Source organism: Nocardiopsis sp. iso_237 (genome assembly GCF_056173345.1).
In genome coordinates this window covers 3176330-3196579 of sequence record NZ_CM149669.1, presented here as the reverse complement: position 1 = coordinate 3196579, position 20250 = coordinate 3176330, and the positions used below count along the sequence as shown (strand labels likewise).

The window sequence follows — 20250 nt, the reverse complement described above, 5'->3', positions numbered from 1 at the left end:
GACCAGCATGGACATCAAGATCAACGCCAGTTTCCTGCCGCACACCGACCCGGAGGCCTCGCTGGCCTTCTACCGGGACGTCCTCGGCTTCGAGGTCCGACTGGACGTCGGGTACGAGGGCATGCGCTGGATCACGGTGGGCCCGGTGGGTCAGCCGGACACCTCCGTGGTCCTGGAGCCCCCGGTGTCCGACCCCGGGGTCACCGACGAGGAGCGCCGGGTCATCTCGGAGATGATGGCCAAGGGCACCTACGCGTTCCTGAACCTGGCCACCCCGGACCTGGACGACGCCTTCGAGCGGATCGTGGCCGCGGGGGCCGAGGTCGTGCAGGAGCCCACCGACCAGCCCTACGGCGTCCGTGACTGCGCCTTCCGCGACCCGGCCGGGAACCTGGTCCGGATCAAGGAGGACCGGTGACCGGGGAACACCCCGACGCACCGCATCCGGCTGACGTCCACGAACTGATCCGGGTGCACGGGGCCCGGGAGAACAACCTCCGGGACGTCGGCATCGAGATCCCCAAGCGCCGCCTGACGGTGTTCACCGGGGTCTCCGGTTCGGGCAAGAGCTCGCTGGTGTTCAGCACGATCGCCGCCGAGTCGCAGCGGATGATCAACGAGACCTACAGCAGCTTCGCCCAGGGGTTCATGCCGTCGATGCCCCGGCCCGACGTGGACGTGCTCGACGGGCTGACCACCGCGATCATCGTCGACCAGGAACGGCTGGGCGCCGACCCGCGCTCCACGGTGGGCACCGCCACCGACGCCAACGCGATGCTGCGCATCCTGTTCAGTCGCCTGGGCCAGCCGCACGTCGGTTCCCCGCAGGCGTTCTCCTTCAACGTCGCCTCGGTCAGGGCCAGCGGCGCCATCACGGTGGAACGCGGTGACCGCAAGACGGTGAAGCAGACCTTCACCCGCACCGGCGGCATGTGCACCCACTGCGAGGGCCGGGGCAAGGTCACCGACTTCGACCTGCGTGAGCTCTACGACGACTCCAGGTCGCTGTCGGAGGGGGCGTTCACCATCCCCGGCTGGAAGTCGGACGACTGGTGGACCGTGCGGACCTACAAGGCGTCGGGGTTCTTCGACCCGGACAAGCCGATCCGCGAGTACACCGAGCAGGAGATGCGGGACTTCCTGTACCACGAGCCGGTCAAGGTGAAGGTCGAGAAGTCGAACCTGACCTTCGAGGGTCTGATCCCCAAGCTGCGCAAGTCGTTCCTGTCGAAGGACAAGGAGGCGATGCAGCCGCACATCCGGGCGTTCGTGGAGCGCGCGGTGACCTTCACCGACTGTCCCGTGTGCGGCGGGACCCGCCTCAGCGAGGCGGCCCGGTCGTCGAGGATCGGGGGCGTGAACATCGCCGAGGTGTGCGCGATGCAGATCAGCGACCTCGCCGCGTGGGTGCGGGACCTGGACGAACCGTCCGCCGCTCCCCTGCTGGAGGCGCTGCGGCGCACCCTGGACTCGTTCGTGGAGATCGGGCTGGGCTACCTCTCGCTCGACCGGGCCGCCGGAACGCTGTCGGGCGGTGAGGCCCAGCGCACCAAGATGATCCGCCACCTGGGGTCCTCGCTCACCGACACCACGTACGTCTTCGACGAACCCACCGCCGGGCTGCACCCGCACGACGTGGAGCGGATGAACCGGCTGCTGCTGCGGCTGCGCGACAAGGGCAACACCGTGCTGGTCGTGGAACACGAGCCGGACACCATCGCGATCGCGGACCACGTCGTGGACCTCGGCCCGGGTGCCGGAGCCGCGGGCGGCACCGTCTGCTTCGAGGGCACGGTCGAGGGGTTGCGGAGCAGCGACACCACCACCGGGCGCCACCTCGACGACCGTGCCGCCCTCAAGGAGGAGGTGCGCGTCCCCACCGGCCGCTTCGAGGTCCGTGGCGCGGACACGCACAACCTGCGCGACGTGGACGTGGACATCCCGCTGGGGGTGCTCACGGTGGTCACCGGGGTGGCGGGGTCGGGCAAGAGCTCACTCGTGCAGGGGTCGCTGGTCGAGGCGGCCTCGGCCGTGGCGGCGGGGGTGGTGGCCGTCGACCAGAGCCCCATCCGCGGCTCGCGGCGCAGCAACCCGGCGACCTACACCGGGCTGCTCGAACCGGTCCGCAAGGCGTTCGCGAAGGCCAACGGGGTCAAACCCGCGCTGTTCAGCGCCAACTCCGAGGGCGCCTGCCCGGTCTGCAAGGGCGTCGGGGTGGTCTACACCGACCTCGGGTTCATGGCCAGCATCGCCTCCACCTGCGAGGAGTGCGACGGCAGGCGGTTCGACACCTCGGTGCTGGAGTACCGCCTGGGCGGGCGCGACATCAGCGAGGTGCTCGCGATGTCGGTGTCCGAGGCCGCCGTGTTCTTCAGTGAGGGCGAGGCGCGGACCCCGGCCGCGCAGAGGATCCTGGACCGGCTGACCGACGTGGGGCTGGGGTACCTGAGCCTGGGCCAGCCGCTCACCACGCTGTCCGGCGGCGAGCGCCAGCGACTCAAACTGGCCGTGCACATGGCGGAGAAGGGCGGGGTGTACGTCCTGGACGAGCCGACCACCGGCCTGCACCTGGCCGACGTCGAGCACCTGCTGGGCCTGCTGGACCGGCTGGTGGAGTCCGGGAAGTCGGTGATCGTGATCGAGCACCACCAGGCGGTGATGGCGCACGCCGACTGGATCATCGACCTCGGCCCGGGGGCGGGCCAGGACGGCGGCCGGGTGGTCTTCGAGGGCACTCCGGCGGAGATCGTCGCGGACCGCTCGACGCTCACCGGCCAGCACCTGGCGGACTTCGTCGGGGGCTGACGGCGGGGCCGGGACCGGCGGCGCGCCGGTCCCGGCCTCACGCGGTGACCTCCAGGACGCCCATCATGCCCAGGTCCTCGTGGTTCAGGATGTGGCAGTGGTAGACGGTCCGGCCCGCGCCGTGCCGGAGGGGCACGAGCAGGCGGACGGTCGACCCGGCCGGGACGTTCACGGTGTCCCGCCAGGCCCGGAAGGGCTCGGGCGCCCCGTCGCGGTCCAGCACCTGCACCGGGTAGCTGTGCAGGTGGAAGGGGTGGTCACTGCCGTGGTCGTTGACCACCTCCCAGATCTCCAGGGTGTCCAGCCGCGCCTCGGCGTCCACCCGGTCCATGTCGAAGATCCGACCGTCGATCGTGAAGGAGCCGTCGGGGGTGGCGCCGAAGACCACCTCCCTGGTCCGGACCGCGTCCTCCGGGTCCAGCTCCTCGATCGGCAGCAGGTGGTCCGGCAGGGCCACCGGTTCGTGCCCGGCGGGCACCTCCACGACCAGCAGGGTCCGCTGCTCGTTGGCCTCCCCTCCCGGTCCGTAGACCGAGTAGGGGAGGCGGACCAGGGCGAGGCGCCCCTCCCCCGACGTGTCCACGAGGACCTCGGCGCGCTCGCCTGGGGCGAGCAGGACCTCCTCGACCTCCCGGGGGCGTTCGACGGGGCCGACGTCGGTGGTGACCAGGTGCGTCGGCACCGCGGTGCCGTCCTCACGCCGGCATCCCAGGAGCAGGTGGTCGCCGGCGGTGGCGTTGAGCAGCCGCAGCCGGGTGAGCCCCGAGCGCGCGGTGACCCGGGGCTGGTCCACGCCGTTGGCCACGACCTCACGTCCCGACCGGGTGAACATCACCAGTCGGTCGTCGGCCGCGTCCAGCGCGGGGACCTCCCGGTCCAGGGGTCCCTCCACGACGATCGGCCCGGCCAGCCCGGCCAGGGTCTGGCGTTCCACGTCTCCGTGGGCGTGCGGGTGGTACCAGTGCGTGCCCGCGCAGCCCTCCGCGACCCGGAACTCCTGGGCGTGGGACTCTCCCGGCAGCACGTGGTGCAGCGGCTGGTCGACCTCGGGGGTGAGCGGCAGTCCGTGCAGGTGCAGACTGCTGGGCGCGTCGATGGTGTTCTCGAACTCCACCCGAACGGTGTCACCCTCGCGCACCCTCAGCAGCGGGCCGGGGCTCATGCCGTTGTAGGCCAGTCCGGTGCCGGTCGACTCCGCGGCCAGCCGGGCGACCCGGACCCCGTCGGCGCCGGTGGTCAGGGGGACCTCGGGCAGGTCCGGGAGTTCGGGTCGGTCGGAGGGCAGGTCCGGGCCTTCCGCCCGGAGCAGGACGGGCAGGGCGGCCGCCCCGGCGACCGCCGCCCCGGCGGCGGCGAGGAAGGCCCGGCGGGCGAGCGGGGAGGTCCGGGAGACGGGCTCAGTGCTCATGGCCGGTCCCCCGCGCCTGCTCGGTGTCCGCCGTGTCCTCGCCGCCGGTGGCGTTCCCGCCCGGGCCGACCACGATCAGGCTCCCGACCATCCCGTTCTCCTCGTGGTCGCCCACGGTGCAGACGAAGGGATAGGTACCGGCGTCGGCCTCGACGACCACCGTACGGGTCCGGCCGCTGGGGACGGTGGTGTCGATCCCCAACGCTTCGACAGCGAAGCTGTGCGACTTGTCGGTGTCGTTGGTGAAGCGGAAGGCGACGGGCTGGCCCTCCGCCACCCGGAGCTGGCCGGGCTCGAAGCGGAAGTTCACCATGTCGACGGTGGGCAGGGCGGCGACCTCCGCGTCGGTGAGGTCGCCGGTGTCGTCGGCCTGCGGGCTGGCCAGGACCATGCCGAGTCCGAGCACGGCGCCCAGTGCCGCGCCGAGGAGGACACCGATCGCGGACCGGCGGCGTGAGGGGCTTCCGGTGCGTTCGGACCGGTACAGCACGGCGGTGGTCAGGGCGGTTCCGGCGGCGAGGACGGTCAGCGCGGCCACCGCGAAGGGGACGGCGTCGCCGGGTCGGGTCAGGTCGAAGGAGAGTTCGACCGCACGCGTCGGGAGCAGCGCGAGGACGGCCAGGACGGCGGCGACCGGAGCCCAGCGGGCGCCGCGCCAGTAGCCCAGGGCCGCGGCCAGGGGCAGGAGGGCCAGCGAGGCCTGCACCGGGTTGACTCCCCCGGCGGTGACCAGGGTGGCGACGAGGGTCGTGGTGGTCAGCACCAGGGTGGAGACGAGAGCCGTCCCCGTGGTGGGTCCGGTCCCGCCGGATGCGTCGGCGCGGGTTTCGGGGGTCGCTGTCATGGCGTCGCCTCTCTGGGTCGGGGGTCGTGCACGGGGTTGCGGACCGCTGCGGGGCGAGGCGACGGTGTCGTGAACAGCTATTGTGTGAGCACTCACTCACATACATGAGCCGAATATGTGCCCGCCTCTCAGCGGGCACGAACGAGGAGGGGACGGCTCAGGCGGACGTCAGGGGACGGACCGCTCCGGCCGCGTCACCCCGTGGATCGGGGGTGGTGGGTCATGCCGTTGGCCAGGGTGCGCGCCCACGGGGCGTCCACCTCGTCCAGGTCGAGGGCGGTGATCAGGTGGCACATCAGGCCCATGGCGAAGAAGTACTGGACCTGGTCGCGGGTGCCTCCCGAGAGCGAGTGCGCCAGGGTGACCGCCGAGGCGTAGCCCTTCCTGAACGCCTCGCGGATCTCCGGGACGTCGGTGGCGCTCTGCGCGTGCACCTGGATCATGAGCAGGTCCCGGTCGGCGATCAGCGCGGCGTAGGCGTCGCCCATCCCCTCCAGGACCTGGGCGGCCGAGCCCCCGAGGGAGCCCTCCGCCCCTTCGCGCAGGGCCTGTTCGACGCGCTCGAAGCACAGCTCCAGCGTCGCCGTGAACAGCCCCAGCTTGCTGCCGAACAGGCGGAAGACATAGGCCTGGGAGATCCCGGCCGCGTCAGCGATGTCGGTCACCGGGGTCGCGTGGTAGCCGCTCTTCGCGAAGGCGGACACCGCGTGTTTCAGGATCAGGACCCGGCGCGCCTCCGCCGTGGAACGCCCTCCGTCTTTCGGACTCATGATTGTGAGTACACACTCACATCCGACTTCTGTCAACCCCCACCCCACCACGGCGGGGTCGGCGCGCCCGCGTGGGGCCCGCCGACCCCTGGCCGGATTCGGTCGCTCAGCCGAGCCTGAGGCAGGCCTGGACCCCCTGGTGGACCGGGAGCCGCAGGGACAGGTACCCGCTGGCCGGGTCGTCGACGTGGTCGAGGAAGTCCTTGTTGATGTCCCGGCCGACGTCGAGGTCGATGTCGTCGACGACCACCAGGGAACCGGGCCGCAGCCGGGGCTGGACCAGGTCGAGTACGGGCAGCCTCAGGGTGGGCCACCCGTCCAGGTGCAGGAGGTCGACCTCGTCGGGCAGGTCCGCCAGCGTCTCCAACGCGTCACCGACCCGGAGCTCGACGATGTCGTCCAGTCCTGCGGCGGCGAAGTTCTCGTTCGCCAGCCGTGCCTTGTCCCGCTGGAGTTCGGTCGTGATCACCCGCCCGCCGCCGTTGTCGCGCACGGCGGAGGCCAGGTAGAGCGCCGAGACGCCGAACGACGCGCCGAACTCCACCACGGTGCGGGCCCCGGCCGCCCGGGCGAACAGGTACAGCAGATCCCCGGCCTCCCCGGACACCGGCATGATGATGTCCTTCGCCCGTTCCGCGAGCTCGGCGGGGCTCAGGTCGAGGGGGAAGTCGGCGGTGACGTCCACCCCGGCCTCCGCGAAGGCCTCCGCCATGTTCTGTCGCCCCTCTGCGGCCCGCAGCCGTTCCAGGGTCGAGACGACCGGTTCCGAGTACAGCGTCGATGACATGGGGACACTCCTTGGGTCGTTGGGTCTCCCGGCACCGACCGGTCACGGAACAGTGAGGGAGGGCTCGGTTCAGGGGATGAGGATGGTCCGCCCCTCCAGCTCCCCGTCGTAGGCGAGGTCGTGGACGGCGGCCAGGTCGGAGATCGGCCGCCGCTCGGCGACGTCGATCCGCAGTTCTCCGGCGTCGACGCGCCGGACCAGCTCGGCGAGCTGGTCGGCGTCGTTGCGCGCGAACACCTGCACCGCGCGGACGCCACGGCCGAGGTCCTCCGGCGGTGCGACCGTGGTGCTGACGAAGGCGCCGCCGTCGGCGACCAGTTCCGCCAGCGCCGCCGTCTCCTCGGGGCCGGTGCGCACCAGGTGCAGCACGATGTCGAACCGCTCCCCGGCCGCCGCCTCCGGAACCGGGGTGGCGGTGTAGTCGATGACGCGCTTCGCGCCGTAGGAACCGACGCGGTGACGACTGCGGGCGCTGGCGGTGGCGGTGACGATGGCTCCGGCACGCGAGGCGAGCTGGACGGCGTACCGACCCACCCCGCCGCCCGCGCCGTTGATCAGGATGTTCTGCCCCGGCTTCAGGTCGGCGTGCTCGAAGAGCGACTGCCAGGCGGTCACCCCGACCGAGGGCAGCGCCGCGGCCTCGGCCAGGTCACCGGTCGTATGGGGCGCCGCGGCCAACGTGTCGGCGGGCACGGCCACGTACTCGGCGGCGGCGCCGGGCGCGGTCATCGGCAGGAACGCCACCACGGGGTCCCCGACCTCCCAGCCGACCACGCCCTCGCCCACCTCGTCGACGACTCCGGCGACGTCGTAGTTGGGGATGTGCGGGAACGCCACCGGGAAGACCTCCTTCACCACCCCGGCGCGGATCGGGACGTCCACCGGGTTGAAGGCGGTCGCGGCCACCTGGACCACCACCTGCCCCCGAGCCGCCACGGGGCGTTCCGCCTCTTCGAGGACCAGGACGTCGCTGTCTCCGTAGGAGTGGAAGCGCATCGCCTTCATGATCTCTCTCCTTCTCTCGCGTTACTTCCCGCCAAGCATGGTCAGGCACCTTTATAAGCGACCCTAATCAAACAAGTCAACCAACCTGACTATTCTGCGCGAGGGAGTCCGGGAACGGACCGGTCCCCGCCCCGGTCCGCCCCGAGCGGTCAGTGGAGCGTGCGGGGCCGCAGTGCCAGGCCACCGGTCGCGTCGATGACCTGACCGGTGATCCAGCGCGCGCGGTCGGAGGCGAGGAAGGCGACCACGTCCGCGATGTCGTCGGGCCGCCCGACCCTCCCCAGGGCGGTCGCCGCGCGGACCCCGGCCTGCGCCTCGGGGGACTCCCGGAGTGAGGCGAACACGTCGGTGTCGGTGATCCCCGGGGCCACGGTGTTCACGGTGACGCCCCGGTGACCCAGTTCCACCGCGAGGCTGCGCCCCATGATGTCCAGGGCGCCCTTGCTCATGACGTAGGCGACCGCGGGCACCGCCGTACGGGCCGCCAGGGTCGAGACGCTGACGATCCGCCCTCCGTCGGACAGGACCGGCAGCAGCCGCTTGACGAGGAACAGTGGGGCCTTGGTGTTGACGGCGACGAGTCGGTCGAACTCGGCGGGCTTCAGCTGCTCCAGGGTGCTGAAGCTGACCGTCGCCGCGTTGTTGACCAGGACGTCCAACCGGTCGCGTCCGGCGTGCTCCCGCAGCCCGGAGAGCAGCCCGGCCGCCAGCGTCTCCACGTCGCCGTCCGTCCCGAACTCGGCTCGGACCGCGAACGCCCTACCCCCGTCCTTCTCGATCGCCGTGACCGTCTCCCGCGCGGCCTCGGAGTTGGATCCGTAGTGCACGGCGACGACGGCGCCCTCACCGGCGAGCCGCTGGGCGATGGCTCGCCCGATGCCACGCGAGGCGCCGGTCACCAGCGCCGTCTTCCCGTCGAGTTCCACAGGGGTCCTCCCGTTCGTCATGGGGTCGGGCGCGTGAGGCGCACGGGCAGTCCGGCGTGGGCGTTCATGATGAACGACCCCCGGGGTTCGAGCTCGTCGGGCGCCACGGCCAGGCTCAGGTCCGGGAAGCGCTCGAACAGGGCGGGAAGGGCGATGCCCGCCTCCAGCCGAGCCAGGGAGGAGCCCATACAGAAGTGGGTTCCGAGGCCGAACGAGAGGTGGTCCTTGCGCTCCCGGGTGATGTCGAACGCGTCGGCCGTGGGGCCGTGCAGGTCCGGGTCCCGTCCGGCGGCGGCGTAGGCGATGAGGATGGGCTCCCCGCGAGGGACGACCACGCCGTCGAGTTCGACGTCCTCGACCGCGAACCGGAACGGCAGCTGGGCGATGGGCGACTGGTTCCTGAGCGTCTCCTCCACGACGTCCTCCCAGCCGCGCCGCCCCGTACGGACCAGCTCGTACTGGTCGGGGTGGGTGAGCAGGGCGACGATCGCGTTGCAGAGCAGGTTGGTCACCGTCCCCGAGCCCGCGCTGAGGATCAGGTTCAGCGTGCCGAGCAGTTCGTCCTGGCTGAGCCGGGAGCCGTCCTCCTCGCGTGCCCGGATGAGCGCGCTGGTCAGGTCATCGCCGGGCTCGCGGCGCCTGGCCTCGATGAGGTCCCCGATCGCCCGCTGCCACTGCTCGACGTTGCGCCTGGCCTCCTCGCCGCCGATCCGAGTGTCGGTGTTGGCCTCGCCGCCGCGCAGCACCGCGTCACGGGACTCCTCGGGCACCCCGAAGAGCTCGCACACGACCCGGCCCGGAAGCGGGGTGCCGTACCCGGCCTTGAGGTCGACCGCCTCACCGGCGGGGACGGCGGCGAGGTCGTCCAGGAGGGCGCGGGTGATGCGCTCGACGCGCGGTCGCATGTCCTCGACGCGGCGCCGCGTGAACGCCCGGGAGATCAGGCCGCGCAGCCTGGTGTGGTCGGCGCCGTACGCGGTGGTCATGTTGTCGCCCGCCCAGTCGAGCAGCGGCCAGTCGGGGTCGAGTTGCCCGTTGGCGAAGGCGGTCCAGTGCCGACGCGGGTCCTTGGAGATCCGGGGGTCGGTGAGCACCCGCCGCACGAGGTCGTGGCCGGTGACCGACCATGCCCGGACGTCCCCCGGCAGCACCACCGGGGTCACCGGACCGTGCGACCGGAGCCGCGCCGCCTCCGCGTGGACGTCGGCTCCGGTGCGGTCCAGGACGACGGGGCACCGTCCGGTCGTCTCGGTCGTCATGCCTGCCTCCGGTCAGCTCGCGTCGGCGGTCTTGGTCCCGGAGATCACGATGTGATCCACCAGGTTGCTCACGTAGAAGCGCACGGAGGGCGTGAAGCCGGCCTCGGCCATCCAGCCCTCGTACTCCCTCGGGGTGTAGACCATGCCCTCACCGGACGCGACGGCGTGGAAGTAGGCCGACAGTTCGGCGGCGTGCCGGGGACCGGTCTCGTCGTCGTCCTGGAACGGGGTCACCACGAAGATCCCGGCGTTCGGGCCGACCGCCCGCGCGGCCTTCCGCACGACCGCGCGGATCCGCTCCACGGACCAGATCTCCAGGAAGTGCGCGAAGAGCACGCAGTCGAAGTCACCCTCGGGGAACTCGTCCTCGAAGGCGTCCAGGCCCACCGCGCGCACCCGCTCGTCGAGCCCGGCCTCCGCGACACGCTCGTTGGCCTCCTTCGCCACCGTGGGAAGGTCGACGATGGTGATCCGCAGGTGCGGCCACTTGCGGGCGAGCTTGGTCGCGTTGACACCGGTGCCGCCCCCGATGTCCAGCACGTGGTTGAAGGAGGACAGGTCGAGGCTCTCCGCGAGCTCGTCGGACACCTTCTGGCTGAACCCGCCCATGGCGTTGTGGAAGGCGCGCTCCAGAGCCGGGTCGGTGGTCAGCCGCTCGTAGAGGCTCTTCGTGTCCTCACCGAACTCCCGGCGCAGACCCACGTTGCTGTTCTGCCGCAGCGACTCCAGGAACCAGCCCATGGGGCGGTAGGTGATGTGCTGGTGGTACGGGATGAACGCGGCCGGAACCTGGTCGGTGTCGGTCGTGAGCGGCTCGGTGATCTCGCTGTTGCGGTAGCGGTCGCCGTCCTTGCGCACCAGACCGAAGGCGGTGCAGCCGAGCAGCAGGATGCGGGTCGGTTGGTCCTGCATCTCCAGTCGGCGCGCGATCTCGGCCCTGGTCGCGCCGGGCCGCTCGGCCAGGTACGAGAACAGGCCGGACTCGAAGGCGGCGCTCAGGTACTGGAAACGGTAGTGCGCGATGTAGATCGCGCGGAGTTCGTCCTGCGGGTCGACCGTCGGTGCGTCCTGCGTCTGGGTCATCTCGTGCTTCCTCCTGGGTGCGCTGCCGCCTCGGGTGTCGCGAGTGCGACGGATCGGATGGAACGTTGTCAGCCCCCTCTCAAACTTCGATCGAACGCCGCTAGCGGGGCCCAGGGCGCCGCTCGGGTTCGCGGCGTGTGGGCGGGACGCCCTTTCGGTCCCGGAAGCGAACTGTTCGGGCGCCACCGAACGGCCACAATCGGCCAGTTCGCCATTGACCTCCGCTCCGGGGACACGGAACGGCGCATTTCGTCAGGCCAGGGGCGCTCCGGTGTTGTCACACAACTCCGCAGGAGGCTCGTTTCCATTCCGAGAACAGGGACGAGCTGGGAAAACTCATTTTGTTGACAGGTTCGCGGAAACACTTTTAGTCTCTACCAACTGAGCTGGTAGCCAATTCTTGATCCCGCAGTCACCGGAGAGTCTCTTTTTGTGACGTGGAGGTTACTCAAAGTGGTCAATTCCGCACCCGCCGGGACCGAACCCCCGACGGCACCCGCTCCACGACAGCCCCTCCCCCGGTGACGTTCGACGCCGTCGAACGCCTCCCGGTGCACACGGTGCCGATCGGCTCCCTTCTCGACGGGAACTCACCACGGTCGTCCGGACCGAACCGGCAGCATGTCCGGGCACTCTCCCAGGCAGAGGACCCCCTGCCCCCGATCCTGGTCCACCGCCCCACCATGCGGGTCATCGACGGAGCGCACCGCATGGCGGCGGCGCGGCTGCGCGGCGACGAGGAGATCCGGGCGCGCCTGTTCGACGGGCCGGAGGAGGCCGCCTTCGTCATCGCCGTGCACGCCAACACCACCCACGGACTGCCGCTGTCCCTCGCGGACCGCACCGTGGCGGCCGTGCGCATCCTGGCCCTGCACCCCGAGTGGTCGGACCGGGCCATCGCGCGGACCGCCGGACTCTCCGCGTCCACCGTGGGCTCCCTCCGACAGCGTGCGACTGTCGGCTCCGAGCAGTCGAACACCCGCCTGGGCCGCGACGGCAGGCGGCGGCCGGTCAACGCCGCGCTGGCCCGACGCCGGGCGGCCCGGTTCATCAGGGACCACCCGGACTCCTCGCTCCGGGGCATCGCCGACGCGGCCGGGACTTCCACCGCGACCGCCCGGGACGTGCGGCAACGGCTCAGTGCCGGGATCGACCCCGTTCCACCCCGGCTCCAGAGGGCGGAACAGAAGGCGAAGGTGAGCGCGACGACGGCCAGAGACCGGCCCGGGCGCACCCGACCCGATCGGGCCGCCGACCGGCCTCCCGAGGTGATCGTGCCGCTGCTCCGGCGGGATCCCGCGCTGCGCTCCACTGAGACCGGGCGAGCCCTGCTCCGCAGCTTCACCTCCCACATCCGCTACGCCGGGGCCTCCAGCGCCCACGTCGATCGGCTGCCACCGCACTCGCTCCTGCTCGCGCTGGAGGCCGCGCGCGGACTCGCGCAGCTCTGGAACCGCTTCGCCGACGAACTGGAGGAGCGCGCGCTCGGGCACGGGGAGACGGACGCCGTGAGGACGGAGAACCCTGCGGCGAATTTACCTGAATTAAGGACTCCTTAACACCGACACAACTTTGGCCACGAATCAACAGGGGAATACCACTAACCTTCATAAAGCCCCTTGACGACTTTTCTCAAGGAGCTTGACCACCCTGTGGCCAACGAATACAATGAGCCATGACCAGGTGGCGGAGCAAGAATGGAATCCCCTTGGACACGCCTCCGCTACAAGGACTTCACTCGGAGGCAAAGTGGACATCAAGGTACTTGGACCACTCTCCATCAACCATTCTTCCGGAGAGATTTCACCCAGCGCCCAGAAACCGCGCAAGATGCTCTCCCTGTTACTCCTGAATTATTCTCGGATGGTGCCCAGCGCCTCCCTGATGCGGGAGTTATGGAAGGACTGCCCGCCCAAGACCGCTCCGGCGACCCTCCAGACCTACGTCTTCCGGCTCCGCAAGAAGCTGGCCGAGGCCACGGGCCTGACACCGGCCGAGGTCGCCAACGACGTCCTCCAGACCACCCCGAACGGCTACCGGTTCGTCGCCGCCCTCGGAGACTTCGACCTGCACGCCTACCACCGACTCGGTCAGGCGGGTATCCGGGCCATTGAGGAGCACGACCTCCACGCGGCGGCCGAGGACTTCCGCCTGGCCCTGCGGCTCTGGCGCGGGCCCGCGGTGGCCGACGTGGTGCCGGGTCCGCTGATCCGAGCCGAGGTGGCCGGACTGGAACAGTCCCGGCTGACGATGCTCGACCAGCGCATCGAACTGGAGCTCAGGCTGGGTCGGCACCACGAACTGCTCGGTGAACTGGCGGCCCTGGTGTCCCGCCATCCCTTCCGCGAGGACATGCACGCCCAGTTCATGATCGCGCTGTATCGCTCGGGATACCGCACACGCGCCCTGGAGACCTTCCAGCAGCTCCGTCAGAACATGATCACGGAGCTCGGACTCGAACCCTCCAGCAGGCTCCAGGCCGCCCACCAGGCCGTACTGGCCTCCGACTCCGACCTCGACGGAATGACCGTGATCGCGCTGCCGTGTTCCAGCGGACTGCCGGAGCTTCCGGCGATGGCCAGTTCCTTCTGACCCCCGCGGTCCGGTGAGCCGGGGCCCGTCCCCGGTCACCGGACCGGGACCGGCCCCTCCGACACGGCGGCGTCGCAGACCTGGACCGCGTGCCACCGGTGCCACAGCTCCCGTGAGGGCTCACACCCCAGCTCGGCGGCCATGTTCTCGCGGAGCCGGGCGAAGACCTCCAGCGCACCGGCCCGGTCACCGGACCGGTGCAGTGCCAGCATGAACCGGGAGTGCAGCCCCTCGTTGAGGGGGTGCCGGGCGGCGAGCCGCGCCAGACCGCTCAGCATCTCGCGGTGCCGGCCCATGTGCAGGTGCGCGTCGAAGAGGAGCGTCACCGTGTTCAACCGGGACTCCTCCAGCCGCTCCACCGCCGTCCGCAGCAGCCAGCCGTGCCGGACGTCAACCAGCGCCGGACCGCGCCACAGGTCCAGGGCCCGCGTGAACAGGTAGCTCGACTCCACGAGGTCGCCCGCCCGCAGCAGCTCGGCGCCGCGCGTCTCCAGGGAGCGGTACTCGCGCAGGTCGAAGCCGTCCGGCCCCAGGGTCAGCCGGTATCCGCCCTGGCACGTCCGCAGGACCTCCTCGGCGACCACGGCCGTGGAGTACCCCAACCACTCGGCGATCATCACGCGCAGGCGCAGGATGTGGGTCTGGAGCGTGGTCGTCGCGCTGCGCGGCGGCGACTCGTCCCACAACTCCGTCAGCAGCGCGTGGGTGGGGACGACGCGGGACTCATTGATCAGCAGCAGGGACAGGAGCTGCCTCAGCTTGGGCGCGCTCGGAATGAGGTCGCGCCCCTTCTCGTGGATCGACAAAGAGCCCAGAACCCTGATGTCCATGTTCCCCGTCCCCGTATGGAGTCCGCGATCGCGGACACCGGTTCGCGGCCGACACCCCCGACCGGCCGACCGCAGCGACATTAGCAAGCAGGCGTTCGTGTGTGCGATCAGATCGCGCTGGCCACACACCCGTACAGCGGGGGTTTAGGGGATTTTGAGATCGGACTCGTACGTTCGACGCGCACGGCCGTCAACCAGCACGGAGGTATCGCGGTGATCATCCACACCCTGATCTATCGATTCGCGGAATCGGTGACCGGAGAGGAGCGCGAACAGTTCTTCGCCGAACTGCGCGGGGTCGCCCTGGAATCGGGTCTGGTCACGGGATTCGGCCACGGCGACCACCTCCGGTTGCCCGTGGACGACGACGCCAAGGGCACGACCGCCCACGCCGTGGCCCAGTTCGCCTGTGCCGACCTGGAGACGCTGCGCGCGTTCTCCGAGCTCCCCCACGTGCACGAGCACATCTCCCGCTGGCGGTCGAGGATCGACTACCACGCGGCGTACGCCAACCACGAGGAACTGCTGGGACTGTCGAGCGCCACGGAGGCCAACCCCATGCACCATACCGAGCACACCATCACCGTCGACGCCCCCGCCGACACCGTCTGGGAGGTGCTGGTCGACGTCGAGGGCTACGCCCGGATCTTCCCCCCGACGGAGGACGTGAAGATCCTGGAGGAGTCGCCGGAGCACCAGATCGCCCGACTGGTGGTCGACGTCAACGGCGCGATCCAGTCCTGGGTCTCCCGGCGCGACATCGACTCCGAACGGAGGGTCATCGCCTACCGGCAGCTGGAGAACGCGCCGCTCATGGGCTACATGGGCGGTGAGTGGCGCGCGCTGCCCCTCGGTGAGGCCAGCACCCAGCTGGTGCTGACCCACGACTTCCGGCCCCGCGAACCGGAGAACGGGAAGGTCGCGGGGGTGTACACCTTCGAGGAGGCCGACGCGATGATCAAGGCCGCGGTGGAGCGCAACAGCGTGGCCGACCTCGGCGCGGTGAAGGACGAGGCGGAGCGGCTGTTCGCGGGCGGGGAGCGCGCGGCATGACACGGTTCGTCGATCTGAGCGTGGTGCTGCGGGACACGCCGAGCGAGGCCACCCCGGTGAAGATCGACCTCCTCGACCACCGAGACGGCGCCACCGTGCTCGGCCTGTCACCGACGGACTTCCCGGACGGGATGGCCATCTCCAACGAGACCGTCACGCTGACGACCCACACCGGGACCCACATGGACGCCCCGCTCCACTACGGACCGTTCAGCGGCGGCGCCCCCGCCCGGAGCATCGACCAGGTACCGCTGGAGTGGTGCCACGGTCCCGGGGTCCGGCTGGACCTGCGGCACGTGCCCGCCGGCGAGGGGATCACCGTCGCCCACCTGGAGGAGGCGCTCGACGCGATCGGGCACGAGCTCTCCCCGGGTGACATCGTCCTGCTCTGGACCGGGGCCGACGAGCTGTGGGGCGGCCCGGACTACCTCACCTCGTACGCGGGGCTCACCGGCGAGGGGACCGCCCACCTGGTGGAGCGGGGCGTCCGGGTGATCGGGATCGACGCGTGGGGACTCGACCGCCCCATGCGTTCGATGATCGAGGACTACCGGCGCACCGGCGACCGACGCCACCTGTGGCCCGCGCACATCTACGGCCGGACCCGGGAGTACGTGCAGCTGGAGAAGCTGGCCGGTCTCGGCGGGCTGCCCTCCGCCACCGGTTTCACCACCGTCTGCTTCCCAGTGCCGGTCGGCGGCGCGGGCGCCGGCTGGACGCGTGTCGTGGCCATCGTCGACGAGTCCTGAGCGGGAGGCGAAGGATGGACCCGACCGACCTGGTGGGGACCTGGCGGCTCACGGCGTTCCACGACGTCGACGGGGCCGGGCGGACCGGAGAGGGTCCGCTCGGCCCCGAGCCCTCGGGCCTGCTGATCTACACCGCCGACGGACACGTCTCCGTCAGTATGACCCGGACCGGTTCCGGTCCCGGTCCGCGTTTCATGGGTTACGCCGGACGGTGGTCCCTCAGTGGGGACCACGTCCGGCACCGGATCGAGGTCGCCGCGCGGCCGGACTGGGTCGGCACCGAGCAGAGCCGCCGGGCCGAGCTGGAGGGCGACCGGTTGACGCTGCACGCCGCCACCACCATCGACGGGAGCGAGCGGCGACGCCTGCTGTGCTGGCGGAGGGTCGCCGGGCGCTGAGGCCGCGGCGTCGGCCCGGGCACGTCACGAGGGCCCGGGCCGACGCCGCGCGTGCCTCACGCCGTGGCGGGCTCCGGTCGGGTCATACGGTCCACCAGGTCGGTTCCGTGCTCGGCCGCGACGAACGAGGGATGCCGCAGGACCTCCTGCACGAAGTCCCGGGTGGTCCGCACCTGTTCCCCGGAGACCTGGAACTCGTCCAGCGCCCGGGAAAGGCGCCGGATCGCCCGCTGCCGGTCAGGCGCCCACGCGACGACCTTCGCGATCAGGGAGTCGTACTGGGGCGGGACGCGGTAGCCCGGGTACGCGTGCGTGTCGACCCGTACGAAGGGTCCGCCGGGCGGGACGAACTCGGTGAGCGTTCCCGGCGTGGGCAGGAAGTCGCGCCCGGGGTCCTCGGCGTTGACACGGCACTCGATCGACACGCCCCGCGGCCGGACGTCCTCGGCACCCAGGGCGAGCCGTTCCCCCGACGCGATCCCGATCTGCTCCGCGACGAGGTCGACGCCGGTGACCATCTCGGTGACCGGGTGCTCCACCTGGATCCGGCAGTTGACCTCCATGAAGTAGTGCGCGCCGTCGGGGCCGAGCAGGAACTCGAAGGTGCCCGCCCCCACGTACCCCGCCGCGAGGGCGCCCCGGACCGCGTCCCGACCGATGCGCTCGACCAGATCCTCCGGCAGGCCCGGCGGCGGGGTCTCCTCCACCAGCTTCTGGTGGCGGCGCTGCACGGTGCAGTCCCGAACCCCCAGGTGCACGGCGGAACCGTGGGAGTCGCAGAGCACCTGGACCTCGACGTGCCGGGCGGGTTCGAGGTACCGCTCCAGGTAGATCCGACCGTCACCGAAGAGCATCTGGGCCGTGGCGCGCACCTTCCGGTACACACCGGGCAGGTCCGCACGGTCCCGGACCACCTCCATGCCGCGCCCGCCCCCGCCCGCCGAGGCCTTGAGGATCACCGGGTAGCCGATCTCGTCGGCCAGAGCCCGCGCGCGGTCCGCGTCGAGCGGGTCCAGGCCGCCCGGCAGCAGGGGCAGACCGACGTCGGCCATCAGCCTCCGCGCGGAGATCTTGCTCCCCAACCGCGCCATGACCGACGCGGAGGGGCCGATCAGCGCGACGCCGCTCTCCGCGCACGCGTCGGCGAAGTCGGGGTCCTCGGAGAGGAAGCCGTACCCCGGATGGATCGCCTCCGCTCCGGTGCGCCGGGCCGCCTCCAGGACCGCCAGCGAGTTGAGGTAGCTGGCCCTGGCCTGGGGCGGTCCGATGAGCACCGCCTCGTCGGCCGCACGGACCACCGCGGAGTCGCGGTCCTGGGTCGAGTACACCGCCACCACGCGGACGCCGAGTTCACGGCAGGTCCGCGCGACGCGCAGCGCGATCTCCCCACGGTTGGCGATCAGAATCGTGCCGAACACGTGCGCCTCCGGTCAGTTCACGTCGGGTAGGAGTTCGATGAGCCGGTCGCCGTACTCCACCGGTTCGCCGTCCTTCAGCAGGATCGCGCCGACCCGCCCGGAGTCCTGCGCCTTCACCGGCAGCATCAGCTTCATGGCCTCGACGATGGCCACCTGTCGGCCCGCCTCGACGGTCTCGCCCTCCTCGACGAACGGTCCGGCCCCGGGTTCCGGGGCCCGGTAGAAGACGCCGACGCTGGGCGCGCAGATCCAGCGGGTCCCGTCGTCGACGGCTGCGGGCACCGGTTCCGCCGCCGGGTCAGCCGGGGGCGCCTCCCGAGGCGTGGCCGCGCCCGGGCTCAGCCAGACCACCTCGATGTCCACGTCGCCCGCCCGCACGGACACGCGTTCGGGCCGGTGCGGGAGGGTGTCGAGGAGGTCCCGTACCGCCGTGACGATCTCACCGACGCGGGTGCCCGGCCCACCGGGGGCGCCGCCCGCCTGGTGAGCGGTCTCGTCCGGGGACGTCATCGGACCACCTCCCCGAGGGCCGTGACTGGCGGTTCGGAGGGGGCCCCGAAGCGGCGGAACCGGTCGTGGCGGCCCCGGACCAGCTCCTCTCCGGTCAGCGGGTCAAGCTCCCCGAGCGCCTCCCCCAGCGCCCAGCGGATCCGGTCGGCGGTAAGCAGCGGGTCGGCGGCCGCCCCGCCCGGCGGTTCGGGCACGACCCCGTCCACGACGCCGCTCGCGAGCAGGCTGCGCGGGGTGATCCCCAGCGACCTGGCAGCGGCTGGGGCGGCCGCCGGGTCCTGCCAGAGGATCGCCGCGCAGCCCTCCGGGCTGATCACCGAGTAGACGCTCCCGGACAGACTGAGCACCCGGTCCGCGGTGGCCAGCGCCAGCGCACCGCCGCTCCCGCCCTCTCCGGTGAGCACCGCGACCACCGGGACCGCCAGTGTGGTCAGGCTCCGGATGGTCTCCGCGATGACCAGCGCCTGTCCCTGTTCCTCGGCCTGGGCACCCGGGTGGGCGCCCGCGGTGTCCACCAGCGTGAGGACCGGCAGACCCAGCTTGGCCGCCAGCCGCATCACGCGCTGGGCCTTGCGGTAGCCCGGCGGCGTGGCCATGCCGAAGTTGCGCGCGGCGAGCTCGGCGGGGTCGTGGCCCTTCTGCGTCGCGACGACGGCCACCGGGCGGCCGTTCAACCAGGCGGTCCCGGCCACGATCGCGGGGCAGTCCCCCGAGCACCGGTCGCCGTGCAGCTCCAGGAAGTCCGTGAAGACGGCCGCGATGTACTCCAGCGCCGTCGGCCGGTCCAAGGCCCGCGCGGCGCGGACCAGGTCCCACGGGTCCGGTTCCGTGAGCAGCCCGGGATCGCGGACGACACCTCCCGAACGCGGGAGAGCCGGTACCGGCGCGGGCTCCCCGCCGAACGTGTCCGGCTTGGCCCTGGCCCCGACCCGGAGGAGCTTCGCCAGCACGCCGCGCTGTTCCCTTCGGGGCACGATCAGGTCGATGAACCCTCGTTCGAGCAGGAACTCGGCGGTCTGGAAGTGCTCCGGCAGTCGCTGCCGCACGGTCTGCTCGATCACCCGCCGCCCGGCGAACCCCATCCTCGCGCCGGGTTCGGCGATGATCACGTCGGCCAGGGTCGCGAAGGAGGCGGCGACACCGCCGAAGGTCGGGTCGGTGAGCAGGCAGACAGTCAGCACCCCCGCCTCGTCGAGCCGGGCCATGGCCGCGCTCGTCTTGGCCATCTGCATGAGGGAGACCAGGCCCTCCTGCATCCGAGCCCCGCCCGAGGCGGTCACCAGCAGGAAGGGGGCCCGCTCGGCGGCGGCGGTCTCCGCCGCCCGGGTGACCAGCTCCCCCACCGCTCCGCCGAGGCTGCCGCCCATGAACGCGAAGTCCATCACCGCCGCGACCACCGGACAGCCCTCGACGGTGCCTCTGGCGCAGAGCACGGCCTCGTCCATCCCGGTGCGCGCGCGGGCCTCCCGAAGCCGCTCCGCGTAGGGCCTGCGGTCCACGAAGTCCAGCACGTCCTCCGTGGGCACGTGCTCCTTGATGGGAACGGCGCTGCCCGGGTCGAACAGCGCCTCCAGGCGGGCCCGCGCGCTCAACCGCCCGTGCGCTCCGCAGTCGGCGCACACCCGTGCCTCACGTTCCCACTTGCGGTGGTACACGGGGGCGTCGCAGCCGCCGCACAGCACCCAGCCCGCCGGATCCGCCCCGGCCCTTCTGATCGTTGGAGTCATCGTGCGCAGATCACCTCGTCAGATCTCTTCGCCGCCCTGCCCGGTGGCGGCCGCGGCCCTGGTTCGACTGACGGTGACGCTATGTA

The 20250-nt window shown here is 71.3% G+C and carries 19 protein-coding genes; 7 read left to right on the top strand and 12 right to left on the bottom strand.

The annotated features are described in order from the left end of the window. The first annotated feature begins 7 nt into the window (after positions 1-7). A complete protein-coding gene (locus tag AC0VYM_RS14635) occupies positions 8-418 on the top strand; it encodes a VOC family protein (RefSeq protein ID WP_475462830.1) in 411 nt (136 codons plus the stop codon). Then, the gene (locus AC0VYM_RS14630; RefSeq protein ID WP_475462829.1) at positions 415-2805 is read left to right on the top strand and encodes an ATP-binding cassette domain-containing protein; all 2391 of its coding nucleotides are present in this window, start codon (positions 415-417) and stop codon (positions 2803-2805) included. The genes AC0VYM_RS14635 and AC0VYM_RS14630 overlap by 4 nt, the downstream gene beginning before the upstream one ends. A 37-nt stretch (positions 2806-2842) precedes the next feature. On the opposite strand, the gene AC0VYM_RS14625 is transcribed toward AC0VYM_RS14630, so the two are convergent. From AC0VYM_RS14625 to AC0VYM_RS14590, 8 genes are all read right to left on the bottom strand, one after another. Beyond that, entirely contained in the window at positions 2843-4213 is a 1371-nt protein-coding gene (locus AC0VYM_RS14625) for a multicopper oxidase family protein (RefSeq protein ID WP_475462828.1), read from the bottom strand. After that, positions 4203-5057 (bottom strand): cupredoxin domain-containing protein, encoded by an 855-nt coding sequence (locus tag AC0VYM_RS14620; protein WP_475462827.1) that lies wholly within the window; start codon positions 5055-5057, stop codon positions 4203-4205. The genes AC0VYM_RS14625 and AC0VYM_RS14620 overlap by 11 nt, the downstream gene beginning before the upstream one ends. Positions 5058-5251: 194 nt before the next feature. Next, a complete protein-coding gene (locus AC0VYM_RS14615; protein ID WP_475462826.1) occupies positions 5252-5827 on the bottom strand; it encodes a TetR/AcrR family transcriptional regulator in 576 nt (191 codons plus the stop codon). A gap of 106 nt (positions 5828-5933) precedes the next feature. Next, positions 5934-6614, bottom strand: coding sequence for an O-methyltransferase (locus AC0VYM_RS14610; protein WP_475462825.1), 681 nt, complete (start codon positions 6612-6614; stop codon positions 5934-5936). Positions 6615-6683: 69 nt separating this feature from the next. Next, entirely contained in the window at positions 6684-7619 is a 936-nt protein-coding gene (locus AC0VYM_RS14605) for an NADP-dependent oxidoreductase (RefSeq protein ID WP_475462824.1), read from the bottom strand. Positions 7620-7768: 149 nt separating this feature from the next. Beyond that, positions 7769-8545 (bottom strand): SDR family oxidoreductase, encoded by a 777-nt coding sequence (locus tag AC0VYM_RS14600; RefSeq protein ID WP_475462823.1) that lies wholly within the window; start codon positions 8543-8545, stop codon positions 7769-7771. Positions 8546-8562: 17 nt separating this feature from the next. After that, on the bottom strand, positions 8563-9804 hold the full coding sequence (locus tag AC0VYM_RS14595) for a cytochrome P450 family protein (protein WP_475462822.1): 1242 nt from the start codon (positions 9802-9804) through the stop codon (positions 8563-8565). A 12-nt stretch (positions 9805-9816) separates the two neighbouring features. Beyond that, the gene (locus tag AC0VYM_RS14590) at positions 9817-10887 is read right to left on the bottom strand and encodes a methyltransferase (protein WP_475462821.1); all 1071 of its coding nucleotides are present in this window, start codon (positions 10885-10887) and stop codon (positions 9817-9819) included. Between the two features lie 521 nt (positions 10888-11408). On the opposite strand from AC0VYM_RS14590, the gene AC0VYM_RS14585 reads away from it, so the two are divergent. Next, on the top strand, positions 11409-12446 hold the full coding sequence (locus tag AC0VYM_RS14585) for a ParB/RepB/Spo0J family partition protein (RefSeq protein WP_475462820.1): 1038 nt from the start codon (positions 11409-11411) through the stop codon (positions 12444-12446). Positions 12447-12555: 109 nt separating this feature from the next. Further along, on the top strand, positions 12556-13479 hold the full coding sequence (locus tag AC0VYM_RS14580) for an AfsR/SARP family transcriptional regulator (protein ID WP_475463042.1): 924 nt from the start codon (positions 12556-12558) through the stop codon (positions 13477-13479). Positions 13480-13514: 35 nt separating this feature from the next. On the opposite strand, the gene AC0VYM_RS14575 is transcribed toward AC0VYM_RS14580, so the two are convergent. Beyond that, complete coding sequence (locus AC0VYM_RS14575) at positions 13515-14309, bottom strand: AfsR/SARP family transcriptional regulator (RefSeq protein WP_475462819.1); 795 nt, start codon at positions 14307-14309, stop codon at positions 13515-13517. A 213-nt stretch (positions 14310-14522) separates the two neighbouring features. Between AC0VYM_RS14575 and AC0VYM_RS14570 the strand changes: the two genes are divergently transcribed. From AC0VYM_RS14570 to AC0VYM_RS14560, 3 genes are read left to right on the top strand one after another with little or no spacing between them, the layout of a single operon-like run. Continuing rightward, positions 14523-15362, top strand: a complete 840-nt coding sequence (locus AC0VYM_RS14570) for an aromatase/cyclase (protein WP_475462818.1) — start codon at positions 14523-14525, stop codon at positions 15360-15362. Then, complete coding sequence (locus AC0VYM_RS14565; RefSeq protein WP_475462817.1) at positions 15359-16111, top strand: cyclase family protein; 753 nt, start codon at positions 15359-15361, stop codon at positions 16109-16111. The genes AC0VYM_RS14570 and AC0VYM_RS14565 overlap by 4 nt, the downstream gene beginning before the upstream one ends. 14 nt (positions 16112-16125) lie before the next feature. After that, a complete protein-coding gene (locus tag AC0VYM_RS14560; protein ID WP_475462816.1) occupies positions 16126-16509 on the top strand; it encodes a lipocalin-like domain-containing protein in 384 nt (127 codons plus the stop codon). Between the two features lie 56 nt (positions 16510-16565). Here the strand turns inward: AC0VYM_RS14560 and AC0VYM_RS14555 are convergent, their stop codons facing one another. The 3 genes from AC0VYM_RS14555 to accD are packed head-to-tail and all read right to left on the bottom strand — an operon-like array spanning position 16566 to position 20164. Continuing rightward, positions 16566-17927 carry an acetyl-CoA carboxylase biotin carboxylase subunit gene (locus AC0VYM_RS14555; RefSeq protein WP_475462815.1) on the bottom strand — a complete coding sequence of 454 codons (1362 nt, stop codon included), beginning with the start codon at positions 17925-17927 and terminating at the stop codon, positions 16566-16568. A 12-nt stretch (positions 17928-17939) separates the two neighbouring features. Further along, a complete protein-coding gene (locus tag AC0VYM_RS14550; protein WP_475462814.1) occupies positions 17940-18437 on the bottom strand; it encodes an acetyl-CoA carboxylase biotin carboxyl carrier protein in 498 nt (165 codons plus the stop codon). Next, entirely contained in the window at positions 18434-20164 is a 1731-nt protein-coding gene (gene accD, locus AC0VYM_RS14545; protein ID WP_475462813.1) for an acetyl-CoA carboxylase, carboxyltransferase subunit beta, read from the bottom strand. Before accD ends, AC0VYM_RS14550 begins: the two co-directional genes overlap by 4 nt. Positions 20165-20250: the final 86 nt, after the last annotated feature.

What these genes read in the sequence shown, in the direction of transcription:
- AC0VYM_RS14635 (WP_475462830.1), top strand. Translation starts at nt 8, where the DNA reads ATGGACATCAAGATCAACGCCAGTTTCCTGCCGCACACCGACCCGGAG.
- AC0VYM_RS14625 (WP_475462828.1), bottom strand. Translation starts at nt 4,213, where the DNA reads ATGAGCACTGAGCCCGTCTCCCGGACCTCCCCGCTCGCCCGCCGGGCC.
- AC0VYM_RS14620 (WP_475462827.1), bottom strand. Translation starts at nt 5,057, where the DNA reads ATGACAGCGACCCCCGAAACCCGCGCCGACGCATCCGGCGGGACCGGA.
- AC0VYM_RS14615 (WP_475462826.1), bottom strand. Translation starts at nt 5,827, where the DNA reads ATGAGTCCGAAAGACGGAGGGCGTTCCACGGCGGAGGCGCGCCGGGTC.
- AC0VYM_RS14610 (WP_475462825.1), bottom strand. Translation starts at nt 6,614, where the DNA reads ATGTCATCGACGCTGTACTCGGAACCGGTCGTCTCGACCCTGGAACGG.
- AC0VYM_RS14605 (WP_475462824.1), bottom strand. Translation starts at nt 7,619, where the DNA reads ATGAAGGCGATGCGCTTCCACTCCTACGGAGACAGCGACGTCCTGGTC.
- AC0VYM_RS14595 (WP_475462822.1), bottom strand. Translation starts at nt 9,804, where the DNA reads ATGACGACCGAGACGACCGGACGGTGCCCCGTCGTCCTGGACCGCACC.
- AC0VYM_RS14590 (WP_475462821.1), bottom strand. Translation starts at nt 10,887, where the DNA reads ATGACCCAGACGCAGGACGCACCGACGGTCGACCCGCAGGACGAACTC.
- AC0VYM_RS14580 (WP_475463042.1), top strand. Translation starts at nt 12,556, where the DNA reads ATGAGCCATGACCAGGTGGCGGAGCAAGAATGGAATCCCCTTGGACAC.
- AC0VYM_RS14575 (WP_475462819.1), bottom strand. Translation starts at nt 14,309, where the DNA reads ATGGACATCAGGGTTCTGGGCTCTTTGTCGATCCACGAGAAGGGGCGC.
- AC0VYM_RS14565 (WP_475462817.1), top strand. Translation starts at nt 15,359, where the DNA reads ATGACACGGTTCGTCGATCTGAGCGTGGTGCTGCGGGACACGCCGAGC.
- AC0VYM_RS14560 (WP_475462816.1), top strand. Translation starts at nt 16,126, where the DNA reads ATGGACCCGACCGACCTGGTGGGGACCTGGCGGCTCACGGCGTTCCAC.
- AC0VYM_RS14550 (WP_475462814.1), bottom strand. Translation starts at nt 18,437, where the DNA reads ATGACGTCCCCGGACGAGACCGCTCACCAGGCGGGCGGCGCCCCCGGT.
- accD (WP_475462813.1), bottom strand. Translation starts at nt 20,164, where the DNA reads ATGACTCCAACGATCAGAAGGGCCGGGGCGGATCCGGCGGGCTGGGTG.